Genomic DNA, 25626 nt, shown 5'->3' on the forward strand with positions numbered 1-25626 from the left:
CGAATACGCTCCAGGGGCGCTCAGTCTGCCCCCCGTTCCGGCGTTTTCAGGCGTTTCCGTAGATCAGCGCGACCCGGCTCTGCGTGCCCAGGATCTCGTGCAGGCGGCGCAGCAGCTGCTCGTCCGGCCGGATCTGGAGCTCCTCGGGCAGGCGCAGTTCGGCGCAGGTATCGCCGCACCGATAGCGCATGCGCAGCCGGCATGAACCCGGATCGTGCTCGGTGAGCGCCCGATGCAACGAATGGATGTGTTCGGGCCGCACCGCCGCAAGGCTGAGATCCAGCACCCGCGCCCATTCCGCCCGCGCCTCGTCCAGGGTCAGCACGCGCTGTGCGCGCATGCGGATGCCGCCTGCGTAGTCGTCCAGCATGACCGTGCCCTCCGCGACGATCAGGGAATCGGGCACGAGGCGCGACTGGTGTTCTCGGTAGTGTTCGCCGAACAGCGCGAGTTCCGCCCGCCCGGTCTGGTCGTCCAAAGTGACGACCGCCATCCGCCCGTTCTGGCTGTTGCGCAGCCGCACCCCGACCACGAGACCGGCGATGCGGGCCGTATCCTGCCGCCCCCGATACGCGTTGCGGTCGGGGCGACTTTCGAGACGGGTCTCCAGTTCCTGCAGCGTGGTCCCGGTCAGGCGCCTGAGTTCCTCCCGGTAGCGCGCCACCGGATGGCCGGTCAGGTACAGCCCCAGCGTGTCCTTTTCCCCGCGCAGGCGCTCGTCGTCATCGAGCTCGGGCAGCGTCTCGAACTCGGGCAGCACCGCGCTGGCTGGCTCGCCGAACAGATCGACCACCCCGAGTTCGGCATTGCGCCCGGCCTGCTCGGCGGCAGCCACGGCCAGCGGCATCGCGGCCAGCAAGGTCGCCCGGTTCGCCCCGATCCTGTCCATCGCCCCGGCCCGTATCAGCGTCTCGAGCACGCGCTTGTTCAGCTTGCCCAGGTCGACGCGCTGGCACAGGTCCACCAGGCTGTGAAACGCGCCGTCGTCGCCGCGCGCCTTCAGCAACGTGTCGATCGCGGACTCGCCGACGCCCTTGATCGCGCCAAGACCGTACACGACGGTCCCGGCATCCCGTACCGAGAACCGGTAGGCGGAGCGGTTCACGTCCGGGGGTTCCACTCGCAGGCCCAGACTCCGGCATTCCTCGATCAGGCCGACGACCTTGTCGGTGTTGTCCATGTCGGCCGACAGCACCGCCGCCATGAACGGCGCCGGGTAGTGGGCCTTCAGCCAGGCGGTCTGGTAGGCCAGCAGCGCGTAGGCGGCCGAGTGCGACTTGTTGAAACCGTAGCCGGCGAACTTCTCCATCAGGTCGAAGATGTAGGTCGCGGTCGCCTCGGCCACCCCACGGGCGAGCGCGCCCTTCAGGAAGATCTCGCGCTGTTTCGCCATCTCCTCCGGCTTCTTCTTGCCCATCGCGCGGCGCAGCAGGTCGGCGCCGCCCAGCGTGTAGCTGGCCAGCACCTGCGCGATCTGCATCACCTGTTCCTGGTACAGGATCACGCCGTAGGTCGGCTTCAGGATGGGTTCCAGATCCGGGTGCGGATATTCGACCTGCGCGCGCCCGTGCTTGCGATCGATGAAGTCGTCGACCATTCCCGACTGCAGCGGCCCGGGCCGATACAGCGCCACCAGCGCGATGATGTCCTCGAAGGTGTCCGGCTGCAGGCGGCGGATCAAGTCCTTCATGCCGCCGGATTCGAGCTGGAACACCGCGGTGGTCTGGTAGGCCTGCAGCAGCTGGAAGGCGGCCGGGTCGTCCAGCGGAATCAGGTCCAGATCGACCGGCTGCTGCCCGGGCATCTGGCGGATGGACTCGAGCGTCCAGTCGATGATGGTCAGCGTGCGCAGCCCGAGGAAGTCGAACTTGACCAGCCCGACCGCCTCGACGTCGTCCTTGTCGAAATGGGTGACCAGGCTGCCCCCGCCCTCCTCGCAGTACAGCGGCGAGAAGTCGGTCAGCGCCGAGGGCGCGATCACCACCCCGCCCGCGTGCTTGCCGGCGTTGCGGGTCAGGCCCTCGAGCTTCAGCGCGAGATCGAGGATGCCCCGGACCTCCTCGTCCTCGTCGTACAGCGCCTTCAGCTCCTCGCTTTCCTGCAGCGCCCGGGTCAGGGTCATGCCCAGTTCGAACGGGATCAGCTTCGCGATCCGGTCGACGAAGCCGTAGCCGTGCCCGAGCACGCGGCCGCAGTCGCGCACCACCGCCTTCGCGGCCATGGTGCCGTGGGTGATGATCTGCGATACCCGGTCGCGGCCGTAGCGCTCGGCCACGTAGTCGATCACGCGGTCGCGCCGATCCATGCAGAAGTCGATATCGAAGTCCGGCATCGACACCCGCTCCGGGTTCAGAAAGCGCTCGAATAAAAGTTCGTAACGCAATGGATCCAGATCGGTAATTCCCAGCGCATAAGCCACCAACGAACCCGCACCCGAACCGCGGCCCGGACCCACGGGAATCCGGTTGTTCCGCGCCCAGCGGATGAAATCCGCGACGATCAGGAAGTAACCGGGGAACCCCATCTGGCAGATCACGTCGAGTTCCCGCTCGAGCCGCTGCGTGTAATCGCTGCGCGGCGCGAAACAGTGACGCTCGAGCCGTGCGTCCAGCCCCTCGGCCGCCGTCAGGCGCAGATGCTCGTCGACCGAGCGCCCCTCCGGCACCGGGAAGTCGGGAAGCACCGACTCGCCCAGTGTCAGGCGCACGCTACAACGGCGGGCGATCGCGACAGCGTTGGCCAGCGCCTCCGGGATATCCGAGAACAGCTCGGCCATCTCCTCCGGTGTACGCAGGTACTGCTGTTCGCTGTAGCGGCGCGGGCGGCGTGGGTCCGCGAGGACTACGCCGTCGTGGATGCAGACCCGCGCCTCGTGGGCCTCGAAATCCTCCGAGGCCAGGAAGCGCACGTCGTTCGTCGCCACCACGGGGACGCCGAACGCCTCCGCCGCGTCGAGCGCGGCCGCAATCCAGGCCTCCTCGCCGGGGCGGCCGCTGCGCGTCAGCTCCAGGTAGAAGCGGTCGGGGAACAGCGCGAGCCAGGGAGCGAGCACCTCGCCACTGAGCCGAACCGGGGCCCCCGAGCCCTGCACGAAGAGGCCGTCGATGGTGCCCGACAGCGCGATCAGGCCATCGCTGGCGCCTTCCAGCCACGCGCAGTCGAGCCGTGGCACGCCGCGCTCCTGCCCCTCCTGCCAGGCGCGGGAGATCAGCCGGGTCAGATGCCGATAGCCCACATCGTTCTGCGCCAGCAGGGTCAGGCGCGCTAGCGATCCGTCCGACCTCGCGTCGCGCAGGAGCACGTCCGCGCCGACGATTGGCTGCACCCCGGCCACCAGCGCGGCGCGGTAGAATTTCACCAGTCCGAACAGGTTGCAGTGGTCGGTCACCGCCACCGCCGGCATCCCGGCCCCGGCAACCGCCTGCACCAGCGGCTTCAGGCGCACCAGGCCATCGACCAACGAATACTCGGAATGGACCCGCAGGTGCACGAAGCCGTTCATCGCCCGGCTGCTCCCGCCGCCAGCCGCAACTGCCGCGCGACCGGCCCGAAGCTGCGCCGGTGTTCCGGGCACGGCCCATGCGTGGCCAGCGCCGCCAGGTGCGCGCGCGTCGGATAACCCGCGTGGCGATCAAAACCGTAGGCCGGGTACTGCAAGTGAAGCTCCGCAAGCCACGCATCCCGCGCCACCTTCGCCAGCACCGAGGCAGCGCTGATCGCCGGCACGGCGGCATCGCCTCCGACGACGGCCGTCCCGTTCCAGGGGCCTTCCGGGACGAAGCGGCCATCGACCAGCACCTGCCGCGGCGCCCGCGGCAGCGCCAGCAGCGCCCGGCGCATCGCCAGCAAGGTCGCATGGTGGATGTTCAGCGTGTCGATCTCCGCGGCACTGGCGCTGCCCAACGCCCAGCTCTGCGCTTCGTCGCGCAGCGCTGCGGCCAGCGCTTCCCGGCGGCGCGCCGACAGGCGCTTGGAATCGGTCAGTCCAGACAGCACGTAGCCCGCGGGAAGGATCACCGCGGCCGCGACCACCGGCCCGGCCAGCGGCCCGCGCCCGACCTCGTCGACGCCGGCACAGAGCCTGCCAGCGATCCGTTCATCGTCCTGTTGCCGCTGCATGCACCCGGCGCTCCCCTCTTGCACGAAAACCCTCCGACCGGATTGCGTACACTACCCCGACCACCCCGGCACAGGCGCTGCCCGCGCCGCGCGGGACGTTCCCGCCCGCAGCCGCCGCTTCGGCGCGCTACACTATCACAGCAACGACCCACAATTCGGCGGAACCCGTCATGTCCTCAACTCCCCTTCGCTGTGCCGTGATCGGCGTCGGCCACCTCGGCCGGTGGCACGCGGCGAAATATGCCCTGCTGCCCGAGACCGAACTGGTCGCGGTCGCCGACAGCAATGCCGAAACCGCACAGCGCGTCGCCGCCGAGCACGGCTGCGCAGCGGTGCTGGACCACCGCGAGTTGCTCGGGCGCGTCGACGCGGTCAGCATCGCCGCGCCGACCACGCTGCATTATCCGATCGCGCGCGACTTCATCGATGCCGGCTGCCACGTGCTCGTGGAGAAACCGATCACGACCACCGTCGAGGAAGCCGATGCGCTGAACCTTCTGGCCAATCAGCACGGCGTGGTGCTGCAGGTGGGGCATCTGGAGCGGTTCAATGCGGCACTGCGCCGGCTGCTCGAGACACCGCTGAACCCGCGGTTCATCGAATCCCACCGGCTTGCGCCGTTCAAGCCGAGGGCGACCGACGTGTCCGTCGTGCTCGACTTGATGATCCACGACATCGACATCGTGCTCGATCTCGTGAATGCCCCGCTGATCGACCTGCGTGCATCCGGCGCACAAATCCTCACCAGCGACATCGACATCGTGAACGCACGCCTGGAGTTCGCCAACGGCTGCGTCGCCAACCTGACCTCCAGCCGCGTGAGCACCAAGTCCGAACGCCGGATGCGCATCTTCCAGCCCCATGGCTATGCGTCGATCGACTTCCAGAACCGGATCCTGTCGCTGCATCATCTCGGCGACGAAGATCCGGAGATCGGCGTACCCGAGATTCTTTCCGAGGAACTGGCGTTCGACGATGCCGACGCACTGCTGGCGGAGATCCGCGCGTTCGTCGCCGCCATTCGCGGCGAGCAGCCGGTGGTCGTCGGTGGCCGGGCCGGGCAGCGTGCACTGGAGGCCGCGATCCGGATCACCGACCTCGTCTATTCCAATCTGAACGTGATGACCCGGGACGAAAAACGCCCCCAGGGAGGAGGATAGCCATGATCCCGATGGTGGATCTCCAACGGCAGTACCAGGCGCTTCGCGGCGAAATCGACGCGGCGATCGCCGAGGTACTCGAAAGCACCCGTTTCATCCTCGGCCCGAACGTGCAGGCGCTGGAATCGGAACTCGCGGAATACCTCGGCGTGCCCTATGCGGTGACCTGCGCGTCCGGAACCGATGCGCTGCACCTGGCGCTGCGGGCGGCCGACCTCGGCCCCGGCGACGAAATCATCACTACGCCGTTCACGTTTATCGCAACCGCCGAGGCGATCCGGTACGTGGGCGCGGAGCCGGTGTTCGTCGACATCGACCCGCGCAGCTTCAACCTCGACCCCGATGCCGTGGCCGCCGCGATCACCCCGCGCACGCGCGCAATCCTGCCGGTCCATCTGTTCGGGCAACCGGCGAACATGCCGGCGCTGACGCAGCTCGCGGAAGATCACCAGCTGCTGCTGATCGAGGACTGTGCACAGTCGTTCGGTGCCCGCGTCGACGGCATCCAGACCGGCAGTGCCTCCGCGTTCGGCTGCTTCAGTTTCTTTCCCAGCAAGAATCTCGGCGCCTACGGCGACGGCGGCCTGATCACCACCGGCTACACCCCGGCCGCCGAGCGCCTGCTGAAGCTGCGCAATCATGGTTCCAAGGTGCGCTACCACCACGACGAGATCGGCTACAACAGCCGTCTGGACGAAATCCAGGCGGCGATCCTGCGCGTGAAGCTGCGACACATCGACCGCTACAACGCCGAGCGGCGCCGCGTCGCCGCCCGCTATGCCCAGGCCCTCGCGGGACTGGATCTCGAGATCCCCCACGAGGACGGGATCGGCGTCCACGTATATCACCAGTACACGGTACTGACCGATCGCCGCGACGCGATCATGGCCGCACTGCAGCAGGCCGACATCGGGCACGCGATCTATTACCCGATCCCACTGCATCGCCAGGCCGCGTTCGACGATCGCACCCGGCCGCCGCCCAGCCTTCCGGTTTCCGAGTCGGTGGCCGGACGCTGCCTGTCCCTGCCGGTCTTTCCGGAACTCGAGGATGCCCAGATCGACGCCATCGGCGAATGTATCCGCGCGGCACTCGCCTGAGGCCGAACACCCAGCCGTCCCGACGAGCAGGCCCCGCCGGGGGCCGGCCCATGCGGTGAACTAAGATGACGCAGCCCCATGTCGTCGTCTGCGCCGGCGAAACCTCCGGCGACAGTCTCGCCGCCGGCCTGATCCGGGCCCTGTCCGAACGGCGTTCGGACGTCGCCTTTTCCGGCATGGGCGGCGAGCAGATGCGTGCGGCGGGCGCGAACACGCTGATCGACGTGTCCGAACTCGCGGTGATGGGCCTCTGGGAAGTGCTGACGCAGTACGCGCGCCTGCGCCGGCTGCTGCGCCGGATGCAGCGCCATCTGGAGGAGACCCGCCCCCGACTGCTGGTGCTGGTCGACTACGTCGAATTCAATCTGCGCCTAGGCGAACACGCGCGCCGACTCGGCATCCCGGTGCTCTTCTACGTCAGCCCGCAGGTCTGGGCCTGGCGGCAGAAGCGCATCCACCGGATTCGGCGCTGCGTCGATGCGATGGCGGTGCTGTTCCCGTTCGAGGAAACCATCTACCGGGAGCAAGGAATCCCGGTGCGCTATGTCGGCAACCCGCTGGTCGACCGGGTACAACGCCCGCGGGTCGACCTGCGGGCGGAATTGCAACTCGACCCGGCCACCCGCGTGGTCGGACTGCTGCCCGGCTCGCGCAGCGGCGAACTCCGGCGCCACTGGCCGGTGCTGGTGGCGACCGCCCGCTGTCTCCACCGGCTGCGTCCGGACCTGCACTTCGCAGTGCCGCTGGCCTCCGGCGTCGGCGTCGGGATCCTGCAATCGCTGGCCCCGTACCGCGATCTGCCCATTTCGACGCTGGAAGGGAACGCACGGGCGCACCAGGTCATGGCAGCGAGCGAGCTGGTGCTGATCAGCTCCGGCACCGCGACCCTGGAGGCCGCGCTGCTGCGCACGCCGATGATCGTGATCTACCGCATGGCACCGCTGAGCTACGCGCTGTTCTCCCGGTTGATCCGGGTTCCGCACGTTGCGCTGGCGAACATCGTCGCCGGACGGCGCGTGGTTCCGGAGCGCCTGCAACGCGCGGCAAATCCCGAAGCGTTGTGCCGCGAAGCGCTCGACTGGCTCGACCACCCCGAGAAGCTCGCAGCCATCCGGGAATCGCTGGATCAGGTGCGGCAGCGGCTCGGCCCCGGCGGCGCCGACCGCAGAGTGGCCGAGACCGCGCTGGAAATGCTCGAGCGCGGCCGACTCGACGACCCACCCTGATCGTCAACCCGCCCCTGGACTCCGTGCACGCGCGATCGCGACGCACCAAGCGCGTCTTCCGCATGGCCCACTGGGAACGGCCGTTACTGTGAAAAACCGCCACGGAAGGGCACGGAAATCACGGAAGATGAAACGGATCGGACCCTATGTCCGTGTCTGTCCGTAGCTTTCCGTGACTCGCCTTTTCGTCTTTCAGCGTGGCCGCTGGCCACAAAAGCCAGCGTAGCGTGAAAATCGTTGGCAATGCCCCCTCCCAGCGCACGCGCCGCAACGGAGGACGGGGATCTTCATCGTCATGGGTCGCGCAGGCTCGCGCGTCGCTGGAAGCCGCAGGTGCTTCCCCCGCCGGGCCGAGGCCTGTTATGATATTCGGATCGGGGCGGTAGCTCAGCTGGGAGAGCGTCGCGTTCGCAATGCGAAGGTCGGGAGTTCGATCCTCCTCCGCTCCACCACCATTCCCATGCAAACAGGCGCCCCAATGCGCCTGTTTGCATTGGCGCTGCACGATGGCTTTCGCCGCAAGGCGCAACCTTCCTGCGACGGATCCATCCCTGGGCCGGGGCCCGCTTTCTATTGTGTCTGGCACCATGCACGCCTGTGCGATCGCATAGCGGCACTGCTGCGCGCGATTGACCCGTGCCGGTCTTTGCGCCAATCTGCGTATCCGTGTGCTTCCGGTTACCGGCCGGGTTCCGCCCGCCGCCGGCTTCCGGGGAGCGATACTCCTGCTGTCGACCCGCCGGCCCGCGGTCCGGCGATGCAACCAACGGTGGACCATACGATGAACGTTCGATACCGATTGGCCGGCGCCATCGCCCTGACCTGCGCGTTGGGCGCCCTTCCCTCCCTCGCCCTGGCACAGGCGCCCTGGGCGGACCGCCTGAAGGGCACCCTTCCCGTCGTGCCGCCGGTCTCCGAACCCGCGACCGACGAGGCGGCACCCTCGGTGCCCGTCGGGGTGGAACACGAGACGCTCGCTGCCGGCCTGAAGGAGGCGCTGGCGATCGGCAGTCAACGGGCGGTCGAGACCGCATCCAAGACCGACGGATACCTCGGCAACCCGGCCATCCGGATCCCGATGCCCGGTCTCCTCGGAGATGCCAGCAGCATGTTGCGCGGCATCGGGCTGGGCCGGCAGGTGGACGCCTTCGAGAAGAGCATGAACCGCGCTGCCGAGAAAGCGGCCCCAAAGGCGGCCGGGATTCTCGTCGACGCCGTGCGCGAGATGACCATCGACGATGCCCGCTCGATCCTCGTCGGCTCTCCGGATGGCGCGACCCGATTCCTGCGCCGGCGCGCAGGCGACCCGATCGCCGATGAATTCCGCCCGATCATTGCCGAATCGATGCAGGAACAGGGCGTCACCGCCGCATTCACCGCGTTATCGGAACAGGCGAAGCAGCGGCTGCCAGCGCTCGAGACCGCCGATGCGCTGGACCTGCCGGACTACGTCACCCGCAAGTCGGTAGACGGCCTGTTCGTGCTGCTGGCCGAGGAAGAGAAGAAGATCCGCGCAGATCCTGCCGCACGCACCACCGACCTGCTGCGCGAGGTCTTCGGCGGCTCCGACTGATTCGGTCGTCCCAGCGGCCGCCGTACGGTCCCGGCCGTCCTCGGCACGCCTCGCCGAACGCCGGAAGGCAGCCGCAACGCCCACCCGCATCACGGCCCGGGCTGTTGCGGCGGGCCTCGAACCGCCGCTCAGTGCGATCTCTCGGTTCCCCCGACCACCTTCAATGCGACCGTGGCGGGCTCAGCCGGCCGAAACTCCGGCGTCGGCACAGCGGCCGGCTGTGCCGGCCGGAACTCCGGAACGAGCTCCTTCAGCAGCCCCTGCACCCTCGGCTCATCGTGTCCGGCGCAGGCCCGCTGTAGCGAGCCGAGCCGGGGTACCAGCCATTGTGCGCTGACCTTGCGCGCCTCGGCCCGCAGGATCTTCGGGTGCGAGGTACCCACCGGGTTCTCGTGTTCATGGAACAGCTCCTCGTGCAGCTTCTCGCCGGGCCGCAATCCGATGAAGGCCACGTCGATGTCGCGCCCCGGCTCGTGCCCGGACAACCGGATCATCTCTTCGGCCAGATCCCGGATTCGTATCGGCTTCCCCATATCCAGCACGAACACCTCGCCGGCGGCGCCCATCGAAGCCGCCTGCAGGATCAGGCTGACCGCTTCCGGAATGGTCATGAAATAGCGGGTGATGTCCGGGTGCGTGACCGTGACCGGCCCGCCCTCCGCGATCTGCCGGCGGAACAGGGGTACCACTGACCCGGCGGATCCCATCACGTTGCCGAAGCGTGTGACCATAAACGCAGTGCCGTCCGCTTCGCCCACGCTCTGGCAATAGAGCTCCGCGACGCGCTTGCTCGCACCCATCACGTTGGTCGGGCGCACCGCCTTGTCAGTGGACACGAGCACGAACTTCTCGCAACCGTGCGTCGCCGCGAGATCCGCCACCATGCGCGTGCCCAGCACGTTGACCTTCACGCCCTCGACCGCGTTGTCCTCGAGCAGCGGCACGTGCTTGTACGCTGCGGCGTGCAGCACGATATCGGGCCGGAACGACGCAAAGACCTCCCGCATCCGCACTGCGTCGGTGACATCCCCCAGCACCGGTGTGAAATCGACCGGCGAAGGCAGGCGCTGCATGTCCCGTTCGATCGAGTACAGCCCGTACTCGGCGTGATCGAGCATGACAACGCGCTCGGGCCCGTACTGCGCCACCTGGCGGCACAGCTCGGACCCGATCGACCCCCCGGCGCCGGTCACCAGCACCCGCTTCCCTTCCAGGAAAGCGTGCAGCCCGGCGTCGTCCAGCGTAATGACCTCCCGACCGAGCAGGTCGTCGATCTCGACCTCGCGCAGGCGCGAAACCTCGACCCGTCCGTCCGCGAGTTCGCGCAGCGACGGCAGCGTCACACAGGCCACGCCCTCGTGCGCCGCCACGTCCACGATGCGGCGCATCAGCCGAGCGTCGGCCGTGGGCATCGCAATCAGCACCATCTCGACATCGAGCTCGCGCAGCAGGCGGTCGAGTTCCCCCACCGAACCGAGCACCGGCACTCCGTGGAGATCACGGCCGAGCTTGCGGGGATCGTCGTCCAGAAACCCGACGGGAAGGTACTCCCGCGACTTGATCAACTCACGCACCAGCAGATCGCCAGACCAGCCCGCCCCCACGATCAAGGCGCGGCGCCGGCTACCCTTCGGCTGGAAATGATCCTTGAACCAGCGGTAGAACAGCCGCGGCGCGGTCAAACCCATCGTCAGGAACACCGGATACACCAGTAGCACCGCTCTCGGCACGTCCCCGACTCGGCGCAGCAGGAACAGCAGCAGGATCGTCGTCGCCGCCCCCACCCAGACGGCGCGCAGGATTCGCATCAGGTCGGGCACCGACGCGAACCGCCAGATCCCCCGGTACAAACCGAAATACATATAGGCCACCGCCTGCACCGGAAGGCTCAACGCGAGCAGCAGCAAGAACATGCCCAGGAAATCGCCACCGAAGAACTGGAAATCCAGGCGCACCATGAAGGCCAGCAGCAGCGCCAGTGGCACCCATGCCAGATCGTGCAGGAACGCGGCCCATCGGTTCAGCACCAACGGCAAGATGTGAAAGCCCAAGGGTCTACCCCCACCCGCGCCAGTCACGGCGCCATACCCAAAATAGAATTATGCCATAAACCCCTGTCCAGACGAGTAAAGCGCCCGCCTGGACACCTGCCTTCGCGTCCAGTAGCGCCAGGGCCGAAAGGCCCGCGGCGGCCATCAGCAGGTACTCGGCCAGCACGGTACGCCGATGCGTCCAGCCCGAGCGCACCAGCCGCTGGTACGCATGCTGGCGGTGCGGCTGCCATACGCGCTCGCCCGACACGGCCCGCGCCGCGAGGGTCACCGTGGCGTCGACGATGAACGGCGAAAAGATCAGCACTCCGGTCCACAGCGGGAAGATCCCGTCGCGCTCCGCCCACAGCATCAGGGCCGCAGCCAACAGGCCCAGCGTGGAGGCCCCGGTATCGCCCATGAAGATCCGCGCCGGCGGAAAATTGAACCAGAGGAAGCCGGCGGCCGCGAGGGCCACGCAAAGGCTGGCCAGCGCGAACCCATCGGCGCCCGCGTTCCAACCGAGCCAGGCCATGAAGCCGAAGCCGATCGCGGCCATGCCCCCGGCGAAACCGTCCATCCCGTCCATGAAATTGTAGAGATTGACCATCCAGACCACGAACAAAGTGCCCAGAATCGCCAGCGCCCAGCCCGCCGGGATCCAGATCCAGCCCGGAAAGGTCAGGGACTCCGGGAACAATCCCGCGAACAGCAGTACGAGGGCCGCAAGCCCGTGGGCCGCCAGCCGCGGCCCGACCCCGACGCCGCGCCGGTCGTCGAGCAGCGAGGCGAACGCCACCAGGGCCGCTGCCGCGGCGATCCAACCCAGCCATGCCGGCAGAACCCGGAACGCGGCCAGTACCGCCCAACCGGCCAGGAGCCCGCCCAATATCGCCAGCCCCCCCGTGCGCGGCACCGGACACTGGTGCAGCGAGCGCTCGTTGGGATGATCCATCCACTGCAGCCGCGCGCCGGGGCTCGCCAGGTAGGCGGTGCCCCCGGCCGAGAGTCCGAGACTGAGCGCAACGGCTAGCAAGCCTTCCATGGGCGCCCAGTGTACACCGAGGGGTACCCCGACCGACGGCGAGGCCGCCGCAGGCCCTCCGTCCGCGCCGGCCGGGGCCCGCCGTGGCGACGATGGTAAGATCGGCCGATGTTCGAAGCAGCCACCTCGGGCCGCACGCAGCGCCGCGACTCGACGGAAAACCCGCCCGACCGGAGCCCACGCGGGGACACCCGCCGCCTTCCGTACCGAGGCCGCCGGAGCCTGGCGGCCGGATGAGTGCGCCGCGCATCGGTGTGGTGATCGTGCACTGGAACTCCCCGGAGCTCCTGGATACCTGCCTGAGCCATCTCGCCGCACAGACCCTCCAGCCCGCCCGAACCGTCGTGGTCGACAATGCCAGCAGGGATTTCGACGCTGCCGCGCGGCGCCGGGCCTTTCCCGGGGTCACCTTCGTTATGCTCGACGAGAACCTGGGCTTCGCGGGAGGTGCGAACCGCGGCGCCCGGGAACTCGGCGACTGCGACTGGCTGGCCTTTCTGAACCCCGATGCGTTCCCAGAAACCGGCTGGCTCGAGGCCCTGGCAGCGGCGGCCCTGGCGCACCCCGGTGCAGCCTCTTTCGCCAGCTGCATGCTGAAAGTGACGCCCGCCGACCGATTCGACGGCACCGGCGACGTCTACCACCTGAGCGGGCGCGTCTGGCGCCGTGCCGAGGGCTGTTCGGTGGACCCGGCCGACGCCGGCGACGGCGAAGTTTTTTCGGCCTGCGCCGGGGCCGGGATGTATCGCAGGGACGCGTTCGAGTCCACAGGCGGATTCGACGAGCACTTTTTCTGCTACCTCGAGGATGTCGACCTCGGGTTTCGGCTGCGCCTGGCCGGCTTCCGCTGCGTATACGCCCCGGCCGCCCGCGTGCGCCATATCGGTTCGGCGGTCACCGGGCGGCACTCGGATTTCTCCATCTATCACGGCCACCGTAACCTGGTCTGGACCTTCGTCCGCAACATGCCCGCGATCCTGTTCTGGCCGCTGCTTCCCGGACACCTGCTGCTGAACCTGGCAACCATCGTGCTGTTCACCGTGCGCGGTCGCGCAGCGGTGATCGGGCGCGCCAAGCGCGATGCGCTGCGCGCTCTGCCGCGGGTCTGGCGGGAGCGCGGCCGCATCCAGCGCCAGCGCCGAACCGGCAGCGCTGCCATCTGGCAGGCGCTCGACAAGGGGCGGCCCTGGCCGCGCTGCCGCCCTGGCCCCACCGGGAAACGCTAGCGGGCCAGGCCCGCTTGCGCGCGGCGGGCTCGGCAACCATCGTGCCGGCGCATCAGGCGTCGACTCCGAGGTCCGGCGCCGAGGGATGGAAATCCCGCGGTGCGTACCCGAACAGCGACTTCGCGGGCGCAAGGTCGAAGACCATGTCCTGCGCCATGCGGTCGACCAGTGCCGGATCGAGATGGCCGCTCATACCGAACCGGGCCGTAGTTGCCACCGCAGCCCGAAGCATGCCCGGCGGCACCGGAACGATCCGGGTCCGCCGGCCCAGTGCGTCGAACACACGCCGCACCATCTCCCGGTAGGTCAGCACCTCGCCGCCGCCCAGGTCGATCAGCCGCCCGCCGGTAGGCCGGGGCTCCAGTATCGCGATGCAGGCGCGCGCGAGGTCGTCCGCGTGCACCGGCTGGCGCAGCCCGCCGGCCCGGCCGGCGACCGGGAAAAACCCGAAGCGGCGGATGAAACGCGCGACGCCGGAGACGTTGTGATCGAGACCAGCGCCGTAGATCAGCGTCGGCCGCAGTACGGTCCACTCGACAAACCGGGCCTCGCGCGCGATCCGGAACTCAGCGTCCGCAAGCCGGCGAGCCAGGGCCCGCTCGGCTGCGCTGCGCGAATCCGCCTTGGTGTGCCGGCTGGTCGAACTGAAGGCCACCAGGCGCCGCACACCCAGCCGCTCGAGCTCGGGCAGCATCGGCGGCAGCAGCCACACCGGCGCGAGGTGAAACGCGGTATCGATGCGCGGCAGGCTCCGGTGCCAGCCGGCGGTACTCAGATCGCCCCGGTGCCAGACCACGTGCTGACCGGATCGTGGCGAACGGCTCAACGCGTGAACTCGCAGGCCCGCCCGCGCCAGCCGCGGCAGCAGAAAGTGCCCGACCACGCCGCCGGCCCCGGTCACCAGCACCGTGTTCACGTCCGCCTCCGGCGCAGCCCAAGCACGACGGCCAGCACGCCGAAGCGCGCCCAGACCATCGACTGCACCAGCCACATCAGCGGCCGCGGGTAGCGTTCGCGAAAGAACTTGCGGTAATAGCGCAGCATCCCGCGGTGTTTGTGCAGCTCGACGCGTACCGCACGTCCCCGGCTGCTCACGCCCTTGTGGTGCAGCACGTCGACCCCGGGAACGAACAGCACGGTATAGCCGGCATCCCGGAAACGGCGGCACCAGTCCAGATCCTCGCAATGCAGAAAATAGCCGGGATCCAACGGCCCGACCGCCGCCAGCGCCGTATGGCGAACCAGCATGAAGGCCCCGGAGATCGCGTCTACCGGGACCGGTTCGAGCGGGAGCGGCTCCGCCACCATATTGAAATCACGGAAACGGGGATCGTCCGGGCGCCACCGGTTCAGGTGCAGCACCCGCGCGAGACTGCGCCACGGGGTCGGCTCGCGCCGCCGGCATCCGGCCTGTTCGCTGCCGTCCGGGTTCCGGATCAGACAGCCCGCGATCCCCACCTCGGGGCATTTCGAAACCACCTCCAGCATGCGCTCGAGCGTGTCGGAGCGCACCAGGCAATCGGGATTCAGGAACAGCAGCCAGGGCGCGCGGGCCTGCGGCAGCGCGGCGTTGGCGGCGCCGGCGAAGCCGAGATTCCGGCCATTGCGCCGTACGCGCAACGCCGTACCCGCCTCCGCGGTGGCGATCAAGTCGTCGACGCTGCCGTCCACGGATCCGTTGTCCGAAACCAGCACCTCGACCGCGACGGTCGATGCCCACACCGCATGCACGCATTCAGCGAGCAGGGGCCCGCTGTTGAAACTCACCACGATCACCGAGACCTGCGGCACCAAACCACGCTGCGGTCCGCGTGCGTCACTTCGGTCCACTGCCATCCCCCCGCGCGTAGCGAAAAAGCCTGCTCGCGAGCCCCGCCTTCGCGTTGACGTTCAGTACCCCCTCCTCGCCGCGGCGGTCCGATTCCCTGTTCAGGCAGCCCCAGATCCCAGCGATCCGATGGAGTCTTGCAGCCACGCAGCATAGGCGAACCGGCCGCCCTCGGCAAAATGGGCGAAACCGCGTCATGCGCCACGCCGGCCACTTGCGGAAGCCGCTATCAGTTGCCGCCCCCGAAGCCGACACGGGTTGTTTTTCGATCGGGTATCGATGTTCATGTGTGTTCTTCCGCGGCTCGTTTTCATCCTTCGGGGTGCCGCACGCCCGCGGGCTAAAGAGTTCGCGGGAAAATCGCGTGCCGCGCCCCTCCCAACCCACAAGCGCGGAGAGAGATTCTCATCGTCACAGGCGGCGCAGCGTCACCACAGTGCGTCGTCGGGGGCTGCTCCCCAACGAACCACCCGTTTGGCCGAACGACCGGTCCCTGCTACGCTCCATTCGTGGGCACCGCAGTTTCAGCAGCCCATTGCAACAACAGCGACGCTCATAAGACGCCTATAACACATCCAAGAGTCACAGGGAGGCTCCCAATGGAAGGTTTCGGCCGCGTACCGTATGGATATCTGCGCTGGGTGACCGGGCTCGCGCTGGTACTTTTCCTCAGCACGATGACCGCCGGTTGCATGGGCTCCGGCTCCAGCGACGCAGCGGACGTACCGCTGCTGCCCGTGGTGCCTCTCGATCTGACCCTCGCACCCGAAGACCTCGCCGAACTCTACGCGCGCGACCCGACGTCGAACGACCGGCTGCCGGCGGTGGCTCGTTTCGGCGACGACAGCCCGCCTGCGGACGTCAACATGCGCTTTCGCGGCAGCTCGACCCGCTTTCTGCCCAAGAAATCGTTCAACATCCGCTTCGATGGCGAGCAGGATCTGCTGTTCGGCAGCGAACGCATGAACGCGAACGCGATGTACACCGATCCGTCGATGATGCGCGAACATCTCACCTGGGGCATGTTCGCCCAGCTGGAACGCCCCGCGTCGCGCACGCGATACCTCGACCTCTCGATCAACGGAGTGTACGAAGGGCTGTACCTGCATATTGAACGGGTCGACCAGGATCTGCTGCGAAACGCCGGCCTGAACCCCTCCGGCACGCTGGTCCGGGACCAGTTCCGCGACCTGCGCGGGGTCGATCCGCGCGTCGATGCCACCTCCGCGTTCGGATTCCCATGGTCCACGATTCCCGAGAGCGAGCGTGCGAGCCTGCTCGCCGACGCGTTCAACAGCCGCGGATCCCCGAGCTGGAGCGACCTCGAACAACTCCTGCTCTGGGTCGAGCAGGCGGCCCCTGGCCCGGCGTTCGCCGCGGCGTTCCGGGAACGGTTCGACACCGACGTCTTCATCGACTGGCTCGCGATCCATTTCCTGATCGGCGACATCGACTCCTTCGGCGACGACTACTGGCTGTACCTCGACCACGAGCGCGAAGATGCCCGATGGGTGGTGATTCCCTGGGATCACGATCTCTCCTTCGGCTCGCATACCCGCGCCGACTACGGCATCGCCAACGACTTCTTTGCCTACGAGTATCCGCTGGCCGACACCTGGGGCAACCGGCTGGTGCAATTGTTCCTGAACACGCCCGAGCTGCGGGAAACGCTCGACGCACGCATGCGCGACCTGATGCGCAACGCGTTTACCGAGTCGTGGTTCGAGCGGCAGATCGAAGCAGCGTGGGCCGAAATCGGTCCCAGCGTGCTGCGCGCGCCGGGTGCCCCCGGGCCCTCGCCGGCGTTCGAGGTCCACCCGCAGAACCACCACAGCGTTCAGGGCGTCCCCGAGCTGCATCTGGAACTCCTGCGCGATTTCGTTGCACTGCGCTACGCGTTCATCGAACGCAAGATCTCGCCGCCAATCGATGGCGAACGCTACCAGGCCTCGCGCCAAATCCTGGGTACCGTCCGCGCCGGCGAGCCGCTGGTGTTCACCGACCGCGCCGGCTTCACCATTGCCCGCCTCGATCCCGTCGACACGATCGAAGCCTGGGGGAAGATCGACGTCGAGGTTCGCCCCGACCCGGCTCAAGACGGCGTCGACCGGGCATGGACCTTGCGCAGCACGGTGCCCGAGTTCGAAGCGCAGCTGACCCTCTACTACCGGAACGAACTGCCTCCCAATCTCGAGAACTGGTACACAGGGGGGTTCGTGCCGCTCGGGCGCCAATGGGAACTGGTGATGGCCCGGCGCTACGGCGCCAGCGTCGAGCCGATTCCCGGCTCGCGCGTCAACCCGTTCAGCAACAAGGTCTCGGCTGCGATTACCGTGCAGCCCGAGCTCGCGCAGGAGTTCGCGGTGGTGCTTTCACAGGACTAACCCGCGCCTGCGCAGCGGATACGATCAGGCGCCGCCCGGGTGTATACCGGGAACCACGGCCAGTTTCGGCACCGCCGCCGGCGGAACGCTTGCTGCCGGGGGCGGCACGCTTGCCGCCGGGAGCGGTGCCGCCGCCTGGTACTCGGGCACCAGCTCGCGCAGCACGTTCTGCAGTGCCGCCTCGTCGAACCGGCTGCAGGCCTGTTCCAGTGCCTGCAGCCGCGGCGCGACCCAACCCCTGCTCACACGCCGCGCCTGGGCCTGAAGGATCTTGGGGTGGCCGGTGCCGATCGGGTTCTCGTGTTCGTGGAACAGATCTTCGTGCAGCTTTTCGCCCGGGCGCAGGCCGATGAAGCGCAGCTCGATATCCCGTCCGGGCTCGTGTCCGGAAAGGCGGATCATTTCCTCGGCCAGATCGCGGATCCGGATCGGCTTGCCCATATCCAGCACGAACACCTCGCCGCCCGACCCCATCGCTGCCGCCTGCAGAATCAGGCTCACCGCCTCCGGAATCGTCATGAAATAGCGGGTGATCTCGGGATGCGTGACCGTAACCGGGCCGCCTTCGGCGATCTGTCGTCGAAACAGCGGGACCACCGAACCGGTCGACCCCATCACATTGCCGAACCGCGTGACGATGAACGCCGCGCCTCCCGCTTCGGCCACGCTCTGGCAATACAGCTCGGCGATACGCTTGCTCGCCCCCATCACGTTCGTCGGCCCCACCGCCTTGTCGGTGGATACTAGCAGGAACTTCTCGCAGCCATAGGCTGCGGCGAGATCGGCCACCAGCTTCGTGCCGAACACATTCACCTTGACGCCCTCGACCGCGTTGTGTTCGACCAGTGGCACATGCTTGTACGCAGCGGCATGCAGCACCACCTGCGGCCGATGCGCGTCGAACACCTGGCGCATGCGCACCGGGTCAGTCACATCCCCCAGCAGCGCCGCGTACGCAACGCCCCCATCCAGGCGTTGCATGTCCCGCTCAACCGCGTACAGTCCGTACTCGGCGTGTTCCAGCATAATCAGGCACTGTGGCGCGTAACGCGCCACCTGCCGGCACAGCTCCGAACCGATGGAGCCCCCCGCGCCGGTCACCAGCACCCGCTTGCCCTCGAGAAACGCGTGCAGGCCCGCGTCGTCGAGCGTGATCACCTCACGACCGAGCAGATCCTCGAGCTCCACTTCGCGCAGCCGGGATACCTCCACACGCCCATCCGCGAGTTTCTCCAGCGACGGCAAAGTCACGCACGGTACACCGTAGTGAGCCGCCACATCGACGATCCTGCGCATCAGCGCTGCGCCAGCCCCCGGCATCGCGATCAGCACGATATGCAGGTCCAGCTCGCGCAGCCGCGCGTCGAGCTCGGAGATCGGCCCGAGCACGGGCACACCATGAAGGTCGCGTCCCAGCTTGCGCGAATCGTCGTCCAAGAACCCGACCGGAAGATACGCGCGGGTCTTGATCAGTTCTCGCACCAGCAGGTCGCCGGACCAACCCGCGCCGATCACCAGCGCGCGGCGCCGGTTCCCGGACGGCCGGTAATGATCCTTGAACCACCGATACGTGAGCCGCGGCGCCGTCAGCCCGATCGTCAGAAACAGCGGATACGCGGCCAGCACCGCCACCGGCAGGCTGCCCGCCCGCCCGGAGACGGCCAGCAGCAGCATCGTGACCGCGGCCCCGACCCAGACCGCACGCAGAATCCGCATCATGTCCGGCACCGACGCGAAGCGCCAGATGCCGCGATAGAGGCCGAAATAGGTAAACGTGACCGCCTGCACCGGCAGGCTCAGCGCCAGCAGCAGAACGAACGCCGCCAGGTGGCTGCCGCTGTCCAGAAACTGGAGATCGAAGCGGACCAGGAATGCCAGCAACAACGCCAGGGGCACCCACAGCAGGTCGTGCAGAAACGCCGCCCATCGGTTCAACACCAACGGCAACACATGAAACCCCAATGTCGACCCCCCAGCCGCGGCAACGACGCTGAATTCACGAAAAGTATGGCACAGACCACGGTCCAGCCGGGCTGACCCCGATCCGGGAATGACCGTCGGATCCGACTAATGCGATCGCGCCCAGCGCGGCCGCCATCCGCCCATCGACGGCCCGCACCGGGCCCGTTCCGGCCGGCTGGTCACGGGGGAAACCGAACGCCTCCCGCTCCTGGAGCCTGACGGCGGCACCGCGCCGACGCGCGGCGAACTCCCGCCTGCGTCAAGGCCCGACACCCACTGTCGTGCTCGGCCCCTGGCCCCACGTCGCCCTGCGTCTTCACGCCGCCCTCGGCATCGCCGCACGAGCACTTCCCTTCGGCATGCGGCCGCGGTCATGCACACGCGTTCCCGCCCGGGAACACCGACTTCCTACCGGAAATCGGTATCGCCCGACATCAGCCACCAGCGCCCGTTCAACTCGGCGGGCGCCGGACCCGGCGTCCGGATGCTGGTCGGCACCACGACATCCGGATCGGTCACCGTGGCGTCGTCCAAGCCCAGGCTCGCCGCGTGTGTGCTCGTGATCCACGCGAACACTTCCGGATACCCGGCAGCCGCCGCCCAGTCCCGCGCTGCGGCCACCAACTCCGGCAACGACCCAAGCGACCCGACCAGATCCATCAACTCCACCCGCTGCGCGTGCTCGCGCAGCACGATCACGCCCCGCCAGCCGGGCCGCCAGCGCCGGCGCACGCCGAAAACCCGGTAGCGATACTCCGGGTGCTGCAGGTAGCGGTAGCGCAGCCAGGCGTAGTCGCGTACGCCGACGATCGCCTCCTGCAGATCACGCGCCATCGCGGCCCAGAGCCGTTCGACCGCACGCGCCGCGCGCCCGGCCGGCAACTCCGCCAGATCCGCCAGACGCCACCGTCCGTTCGTCGCAGCGGCGGCCGGCCACCGAGGCTCGACCATGCGCCCGACCTCGGCGTACAGGCCCAACCGCTCGGCCAGCGTGAAATGTCGCCGGTTCGGGAAGCCGAACCCGATCAGGTGCTTGCTCCCGTACCCGGAGCAGGTCTCCGGCACGCTGGCCGCCGCACGAAAAAACGCTCCCTGGCGTGTCAGCACGCCGCGGTCACCCGCTTCCACCATCACGTCCGCGACCTGCCCCGCCCATTCCCTGCGCCCCAGAAAGCGCACCTCGCGCGTCAGCCCGCCATAATGCGCAACCACACGGCCGTCGCGCAGCGTCAATGCCCCCTGACCCCGCCCCTGGCCGTACTTCCAATGCCACAGCGCCTCGCTCATCGGGTGGCCGAACACCCGCTGGAACAATGCCTGCACCTCCGGCAACAACTCCGGCTCCTGGTAGGTCACCCGCCAGCGCCCCGCCGCCTGCTCGCGTGCGAGCACCAGCAGCTCCCCGGCCGCCGCAGCGCCGCGCTCGCCGGCCGGCCCGGCCCACGGCAGCTGCACCGCGCACTGTCCCTCCAGCCGGAACCCTGCGCGCGAGGCCAGGCTCAGCACCTGTTCGCGGACCAGCCACCCGGCACGCCCTGGCCGTCGCTGCGCGCCGACAAAAAAATCGAGCAGCAGCAGCCGGCCGCCGGGCCTCGAGCCAGCGGTAGGCCCTGCCCAAAAGCGTCAGCACATCTCGGGCGCGCGTATTGCCCAGCGCCACCACCGCGGCCAACGGCTCCGCTGGCGCGGGCGGGTCGGCATCCACCGGGAGCCAGCCCCCCTGCGCCGGCGCAGGCTCCAGCACCTGCTCGGCCTCTTCGAGTCGAGGGAGTTGCGCAGGCACCACGGGCAGCCCGGCGCGCTGCAGCACGCGCACCGCACCGTGCTCCGGCAGCCATTCCTGCAACGCCTCGGGCCAGCCGGCGCATCCGTGGCGTTCGCCCATCAGCCCACACTCGCCAGGATCCGCTCCTCCAGGGCCTCCCAGCGATGCGGCAGCGACACCACGCCCTGTTCCAGCCCCGCCTGCGTCACGTTCAGCTCGGCGACCATGATCGCCCGCTCGTAGCAATGGATCCCGCGTTCGCAAAGCAGGTAGACATTCACCCCGTAGGTTCCCTTCAGGATCGGAATCCGGGGAAAGCACAGCCGCACCCACGACCGACCTTCGGCGTCGCGTTCCAGCACGACTCCGTCGTTGTGGGTGCCGGCGCTGCAGACGATCCGGCCGTCCATCTGGGTGACCGCCGCCGCCACCGACGGGGGCGGAATCGCGGGATCCGAAACGAAATCGACCTCGACGCAGACTTCCGAATGACCCGACCGCACCGCAACGCGCCGGCCGGCATTCCCGTCGACGCGCACGGTCACCGACTGCAGCCGCGCGCCTCCCGCTGCGATCCCGACCGGTGCCACCGCCGAGAATTCCCTTTGCTGCGACGCTTCGGCGACCTCCTGCGCCGGCGCTGCATCGGCCGCCGCGTCCGCGTGCGCGTCCGCTGCATCGTTCGCGCCCGCGTTCTGCGACACTTCCGCAGCCACGTCGGCCGTCGCCGTCAGCGCATCGGTATTCATGAAACTGCTATACGCCGCGATCACTGCCGCAGGCTCGCCATCGCGCACCAGGCGGCCCTGGTCGAGCCAGATCACGCGGTCGCAGATCGCCTCCACCTGATACAGCGAATGGGAGCAGAACACGATCGTGCGACCGCCGTTCTTGAACTGCATGATCCGGTCGAAGGACTTGCGCGCGAACGCGCCGTCGCCCACCGAGAGCGCCTCGTCGATCAGCAGCACGTCGGGCTCGATACAGGTCGCGACCGCGAACGCCAGGCGCATGAACATTCCGGACGAGTACGTCTTGACCGGCTGGTCAATGAACTTGCCGAGCCCGGCAAACTCGGTGATCTCGGCGTAGCGCTCGCGCATCGCGTCGCGCCCCACGCCCATGATCGCGCCTTTCAGGAACACATTGTCACGGCCGCTCATCTCGGGATGGAACCCGCCGCCGAGCTCGAGCAGCGCGCCGACGGTGCCGTTCACCTCGACCGTACCCGAGCTCGGCGTCAGCGTGCCCGCGACCAGCTTCAGCAAGGTGCTCTTGCCGGCGCCGTTGTTGCCGACCAGCCCCAGCACCTGGCCCGGAGACACGTCCAGGTCGACCGGCCGCAACGCCGCCACCTCCCGATGCCGGGGGCGCTGCGTCACCACCTCGAGCAGCCGATCCAATGGCCGTTCATAGAGTGCGTACGAACGCCCCGCGCCGCGCAGCCGGATCGCGGTCACAACGCCTCCCGCACATGCGGAACCGCCCGGTGAAACAATACCCAGGCCGGCCCCAGCAGCAACAGCCAAAGCGCCAGCGGGCGCAATACGTTGCCGAGCGTTACTTCGGTGCCCTGCAACACCCCGTGCACCAGCGCCATCAGATCGGCGAACGGATTGAACACCATCGCCGCCTGCATCGCCTCGGGCAGCATCTCGGGCATATACAGGATCGGGGTCAGGAAGAACGTCATCGTGATCAGGAACGGAAACACCTGCGCCAGATCGCGCAGGAACACGCCGACCAGCGCGAGCAGATAACACAGCGGCACCAGCCACAGCAGCAGCACCAGGATCACGCCGGGCGCCAGCAATGCCGCCCCCGGCCCCTTCACCACCGCGATCACCGCGGTGTACGCGACCGCGTACACCGCACCGGAAACCAGTGCCGGCAGCAGCGGCAGAATCGGCAACGGAAACACCGCGCGGGCGTACAGCGGCGCGAACTCGCCGAGCACCGCGAGCGAACGGTTCAGGACATCCGCGATCATCAGCCAAGCGACGATGCCCACGAGAAAATAGTCGACGAACGGCACCGCGCCCGGAAAGCGCACGCCGAGCACGAGTTCCAGCAGGAACCAGTACGCCACGACCTGCAGCGCCGGCTGTGCGAACATCCACACGCCGCCGAGCAGCGTCCCCGAGGTCCGGATCCGCAGGTCGCGCCGGAACAGCAGGCCGAGCAAATCGCGCTCGCGCCACAGCGCGGCCGCCGGCCCGCCGATTCCGTCGACGGTACGGCGCAGGTAGCGCGGCGCAAACGTCAGCGCACGCATTTGCTGACCCCGCCGTTCGCCGGCGCGGCGGGAAGATCACCCCCCGCCGCACCTCCGGCTCTTGCGTGCATCAGTACTTCAGGAGCGAACGGCCGCCGCGGCCGCCGCCGCCGAACACCACGTGCCAGTCGCCGTCGATCCAGACCCATTCCTGCGGCACGTGATCCTCGCGCGGCTCCATCTCGAAGGCCTCGCCCTCGACGATGGTTTCGGGAACCGCAATCTTGACTTGGGTCACGGTCGCCCCGAAGCGGCCATGGACATCGCCGCCGACGACTTCCTGCTCGAGAAACTGCAGCTGCGCTTGCGCCGACGTATAACCCTGACGATTGACGATCGCCCGGTACGCCGGGTCGAAGTAATCGTACACCGCTGCGTGGTCGCCCTCGACCCGCAGCTTCCAGAACTCGGCGACGCGCTCCATCAGCCGTTCGCGCGTGGCCTCGCCCTCGCCGACCGCTGCGGCCGCGAGCGCATCGACCGCCCAGCCATCGTCGCCGAGCGGCACCATCTGGAACGCGCGCCGGGCTTCGCGATGGCCCTCGAACTGCTCGTAGAACAGCGTCACCGCGTTCTCTTCGGCGTGCAATGCGGGAAACCTGCGCGGCCCATCGCCTGCCGCCTCGACCGCCGCAGCCGGGCTCCAGCTCTCGCCGCCGTCGACCGAGCGGCTGAGGTAGATGTTCGCGCGCACCTCGCGGTAATCCTCCCAGGCCGCGACCAGGGTACCCTCAGGCGTCACCGCCAACGCCGGGTTCCACGAGCGCGTCAGATCCGGATCCTTGCCGACGTCGAGACGCTCGAGTTCGCCCAGCCACACACCTTCCCGGGCATCGAGCCGGCCGGCGCCGATCCGGTAGCCGAACGGGCGGTTGAACTCGTTGCGCCCTTCGGGCCGCCAGGTGAACAGCACATGCACCACGCCGTCGTGCACCGCGGCGACGGTCTGGCTGACCTCGTCCAGTTCCTCGGTGCCCGGAAGCGGCGGGATATCCTCCCAGGTGGTACCGCCATCGGGCGAGCGAAAGCCGTACAAGCCCGGGCGCTCCCACTGATGGTAGCCCAGGATCACCGGCGTGCCGTCGGCGTCGACCAGCACGTCACCGGTGAAAAATCCCTGATCGAAACGCGCCAGTTCGCGCGGCTCGCTCCATTCCTCCCAGTCTGCGTCGGATACGCGCACCATGAAACGCGTCCCTTCCTCCTGCTGACCGCCGACCAACTCGCGCCAGGTCACGACCAGCCGCTCACCCGAAACCGTGACAAACGGTTCGAAGGCGACCGGCGCCCGCCCCTCGGCGCGGTCGAGCAGTACATCCTGCTCCGGCCAGGTCTCGCCGCCGTCGCGCGAGATAGTCACGAACACCCGGTAGCGCGCCACGCGCTCGTCGTGGTAGACGACCGCGACGCGCCCTGTGCCGTCGCTGGCCAGCTGCGGCGGCGGCAGCACGCCGTTCGAGGCGTTCACCTTCACGGGTTCGCCGAGCACCGGCGTGCCCTCCGCTTCGTCTTCGAGTACCCGGCGCAGGTACAGGTGCTTGCCGGCGTCGTCCAATTTCTGCCACCAGAGCAGGAACAGCCCCTCGGGGCGCGAGTGCACCTGGAAATACCCGCCGCCCGGTTTCTCGACCTCATCGTCATCGTCGACCACGGTGTCGGCGCCGCGGCCGCGGTAGACGACGCGGCCCTCTGGGTTCAGAAACAACAGTCGCGGACTGCCGTCCGCCATCGCGACCCCAGCCGCCTGCTCGGGCACGCGCCCGCCCGGCGCAGCGATCGCCGGCCGCGGACGCGGCAATGCGTCGCCCACCGACGCTTCTGCCTTCGACTCGGCCCCGGCATCCCCCGCAGTCCCGTCTTCGGCCGCTGCCGACACGCCGGGACCCAGCAGCAGGGCCGGCGCCAACACCATCCAATACCAACGCATCAAATC

At 68.3% G+C, this 25626-nt stretch carries 17 protein-coding genes and 1 tRNA gene; 7 read left to right on the forward strand and 11 right to left on the reverse strand.

Translation table 11 applies throughout. From position 1 onward, the window contains the following. Window positions 1–46: 46 nt before the first annotated feature. Together dnaE and rnhB are read right to left on the reverse strand one after the other, a co-directional pair. Window positions 47–3502: a DNA polymerase III subunit alpha gene (gene dnaE, locus TVNIR_RS08895; protein WP_015258681.1), complete on the reverse strand. Its 3456-nt coding sequence runs from the start codon at window positions 3500–3502 to the stop codon at window positions 47–49. Beyond that, window positions 3499–4119, reverse strand: coding sequence for a ribonuclease HII (rnhB, locus tag TVNIR_RS08900; protein WP_015258682.1), 621 nt, complete (start codon window positions 4117–4119; stop codon window positions 3499–3501). The genes dnaE and rnhB overlap by 4 nt, the downstream gene beginning before the upstream one ends. Before the next feature lie 170 nt (window positions 4120–4289). Here rnhB and TVNIR_RS08905 point away from each other — a divergent pair, with 170 nt between their 5' ends. The 5 genes from TVNIR_RS08905 (at window position 4290) to TVNIR_RS08925 (ending at window position 9178) form a co-directional block, all read left to right on the forward strand. Continuing rightward, a complete protein-coding gene (locus TVNIR_RS08905) occupies window positions 4290–5279 on the forward strand; it encodes a Gfo/Idh/MocA family protein (protein ID WP_015258683.1) in 990 nt (329 codons plus the stop codon). A gap of 2 nt (window positions 5280–5281) precedes the next feature. After that, on the forward strand, window positions 5282–6379 hold the full coding sequence (locus TVNIR_RS08910) for a DegT/DnrJ/EryC1/StrS family aminotransferase (RefSeq protein WP_015258684.1): 1098 nt from the start codon (window positions 5282–5284) through the stop codon (window positions 6377–6379). A gap of 65 nt (window positions 6380–6444) precedes the next feature. Further along, window positions 6445–7605, forward strand: a complete 1161-nt coding sequence (lpxB, locus tag TVNIR_RS08915) for a lipid-A-disaccharide synthase (RefSeq protein WP_015258685.1) — start codon at window positions 6445–6447, stop codon at window positions 7603–7605. Between the two features lie 376 nt (window positions 7606–7981). Then, window positions 7982–8057: transfer RNA gene (locus tag TVNIR_RS08920), tRNA-Ala, on the forward strand. 329 nt (window positions 8058–8386) lie between these two features. Continuing rightward, a complete protein-coding gene (locus TVNIR_RS08925; RefSeq protein ID WP_169794295.1) occupies window positions 8387–9178 on the forward strand; it encodes a DUF4197 domain-containing protein in 792 nt (263 codons plus the stop codon). Window positions 9179–9306: 128 nt separating this feature from the next. Here TVNIR_RS08925 and TVNIR_RS08930 read toward each other — a convergent pair whose 3' ends face one another. Together TVNIR_RS08930 and TVNIR_RS08935 are read right to left on the reverse strand one after the other, a co-directional pair. After that, complete coding sequence (locus tag TVNIR_RS08930; protein ID WP_015258687.1) at window positions 9307–11229, reverse strand: polysaccharide biosynthesis protein; 1923 nt, start codon at window positions 11227–11229, stop codon at window positions 9307–9309. 4 nt (window positions 11230–11233) lie between these two features. Continuing rightward, window positions 11234–12253: an MraY family glycosyltransferase gene (locus tag TVNIR_RS08935; protein WP_015258688.1), complete on the reverse strand. Its 1020-nt coding sequence runs from the start codon at window positions 12251–12253 to the stop codon at window positions 11234–11236. A gap of 233 nt (window positions 12254–12486) precedes the next feature. Between TVNIR_RS08935 and TVNIR_RS08940 the strand changes: the two genes are divergently transcribed. Further along, on the forward strand, window positions 12487–13479 hold the full coding sequence (locus TVNIR_RS08940) for a glycosyltransferase family 2 protein (protein WP_015258690.1): 993 nt from the start codon (window positions 12487–12489) through the stop codon (window positions 13477–13479). 52 nt (window positions 13480–13531) lie between these two features. On the opposite strand, the gene TVNIR_RS08945 is transcribed toward TVNIR_RS08940, so the two are convergent. Beyond that, complete coding sequence (locus TVNIR_RS08945; protein ID WP_015258691.1) at window positions 13532–14395, reverse strand: NAD-dependent epimerase/dehydratase family protein; 864 nt, start codon at window positions 14393–14395, stop codon at window positions 13532–13534. After that, window positions 14392–15309, reverse strand: a complete 918-nt coding sequence (locus TVNIR_RS08950) for a glycosyltransferase family 2 protein (protein WP_237251788.1) — start codon at window positions 15307–15309, stop codon at window positions 14392–14394. The genes TVNIR_RS08945 and TVNIR_RS08950 overlap by 4 nt, the downstream gene beginning before the upstream one ends. A 597-nt stretch (window positions 15310–15906) precedes the next feature. Between TVNIR_RS08950 and TVNIR_RS08955 the strand changes: the two genes are divergently transcribed. Further along, window positions 15907–17691, forward strand: coding sequence for a CotH kinase family protein (locus TVNIR_RS08955; protein ID WP_015258693.1), 1785 nt, complete (start codon window positions 15907–15909; stop codon window positions 17689–17691). 24 nt (window positions 17692–17715) lie between these two features. Here TVNIR_RS08955 and TVNIR_RS08960 read toward each other — a convergent pair whose 3' ends face one another. The 5 genes from TVNIR_RS08960 to TVNIR_RS08980 form a co-directional block, all read right to left on the reverse strand. After that, window positions 17716–19629 (reverse strand): polysaccharide biosynthesis protein, encoded by a 1914-nt coding sequence (locus tag TVNIR_RS08960; protein WP_237251789.1) that lies wholly within the window; start codon window positions 19627–19629, stop codon window positions 17716–17718. A 432-nt stretch (window positions 19630–20061) separates the two neighbouring features. Further along, window positions 20062–21159, reverse strand: a complete 1098-nt coding sequence (locus tag TVNIR_RS08965) for a GNAT family N-acetyltransferase (protein WP_015258695.1) — start codon at window positions 21157–21159, stop codon at window positions 20062–20064. A 378-nt stretch (window positions 21160–21537) separates the two neighbouring features. Continuing rightward, window positions 21538–22878, reverse strand: coding sequence for an ABC transporter ATP-binding protein (locus tag TVNIR_RS08970; protein WP_015258696.1), 1341 nt, complete (start codon window positions 22876–22878; stop codon window positions 21538–21540). After that, window positions 22875–23693, reverse strand: a complete 819-nt coding sequence (locus TVNIR_RS08975; protein WP_015258697.1) for an ABC transporter permease — start codon at window positions 23691–23693, stop codon at window positions 22875–22877. Before TVNIR_RS08975 ends, TVNIR_RS08970 begins: the two co-directional genes overlap by 4 nt. Before the next feature lie 70 nt (window positions 23694–23763). Then, window positions 23764–25620 carry a sialidase family protein gene (locus TVNIR_RS08980; protein ID WP_043739542.1) on the reverse strand — a complete coding sequence of 619 codons (1857 nt, stop codon included), beginning with the start codon at window positions 25618–25620 and terminating at the stop codon, window positions 23764–23766. Between the last annotated feature and the right edge of the window lie 6 nt (window positions 25621–25626).

It is taken from the genome of Thioalkalivibrio nitratireducens DSM 14787, assembly GCF_000321415.2.
In the GTDB taxonomy this organism is placed as follows: domain Bacteria; phylum Pseudomonadota; class Gammaproteobacteria; order Ectothiorhodospirales; family Ectothiorhodospiraceae; genus Thioalkalivibrio; species Thioalkalivibrio nitratireducens.

What these genes read in the sequence shown, in the direction of transcription:
- TVNIR_RS08910 (WP_015258684.1), top strand. Translation starts at nt 5,282, where the DNA reads ATGATCCCGATGGTGGATCTCCAACGGCAGTACCAGGCGCTTCGCGGC.
- TVNIR_RS08980 (WP_043739542.1), bottom strand. Translation starts at nt 25,620, where the DNA reads ATGCGTTGGTATTGGATGGTGTTGGCGCCGGCCCTGCTGCTGGGTCCC.
- TVNIR_RS08925 (WP_169794295.1), top strand. Translation starts at nt 8,387, where the DNA reads ATGAACGTTCGATACCGATTGGCCGGCGCCATCGCCCTGACCTGCGCG.
- TVNIR_RS08955 (WP_015258693.1), top strand. Translation starts at nt 15,907, where the DNA reads ATGGAAGGTTTCGGCCGCGTACCGTATGGATATCTGCGCTGGGTGACC.
- rnhB (WP_015258682.1), bottom strand. Translation starts at nt 4,119, where the DNA reads ATGCAGCGGCAACAGGACGATGAACGGATCGCTGGCAGGCTCTGTGCC.
- lpxB (WP_015258685.1), top strand. Translation starts at nt 6,445, where the DNA reads ATGACGCAGCCCCATGTCGTCGTCTGCGCCGGCGAAACCTCCGGCGAC.
- TVNIR_RS08905 (WP_015258683.1), top strand. Translation starts at nt 4,290, where the DNA reads ATGTCCTCAACTCCCCTTCGCTGTGCCGTGATCGGCGTCGGCCACCTC.
- dnaE (WP_015258681.1), bottom strand. Translation starts at nt 3,502, where the DNA reads ATGAACGGCTTCGTGCACCTGCGGGTCCATTCCGAGTATTCGTTGGTC.
- TVNIR_RS08975 (WP_015258697.1), bottom strand. Translation starts at nt 23,693, where the DNA reads ATGCGTGCGCTGACGTTTGCGCCGCGCTACCTGCGCCGTACCGTCGAC.
- TVNIR_RS08935 (WP_015258688.1), bottom strand. Translation starts at nt 12,253, where the DNA reads ATGGAAGGCTTGCTAGCCGTTGCGCTCAGTCTCGGACTCTCGGCCGGG.
- TVNIR_RS08940 (WP_015258690.1), top strand. Translation starts at nt 12,487, where the DNA reads ATGAGTGCGCCGCGCATCGGTGTGGTGATCGTGCACTGGAACTCCCCG.